This is a genomic window from Polaribacter sp. 2405UD43-2, assembly GCF_058147125.1.
Window position 1 is genome coordinate 1 of sequence record NZ_JBYVJX010000046.1, and the last position, 264, is coordinate 264.

A 264-nucleotide genomic window follows, 5' to 3' on the forward strand; every position below is an offset into this window, starting at 1 on the left:
GAAAAGAATCTACTCGAATTAATTTTCCTGATGATAATGTTGCTGACGTTAATTCGTATAATTTTATTTTAGAAGTATTTACATTCTCTTTTTTTTGTTCTTGTTTAGTTGATGTTTTACAGGAAAAAAATAAAACAACAAGTAAGAATAAAAAATTTTTAATGTTTAAGATTTCTCGATACAATTTTTCGTTCCTCAAAATCACTCGAAATGACAATAGATAAAGAATTATATTTTTCATAATTAAGTTCTCGATACAAATTT

1 pseudogene is annotated in these 264 nt (G+C 23.1%); it reads right to left on the minus strand.

Annotated elements, in window-relative coordinates:
* Positions 1-184, minus strand: a pseudogene (locus tag ACY2RX_RS14695) (hypothetical protein); the annotation flags it as partial.
* Positions 185-264: the final 80 nt, after the last annotated feature.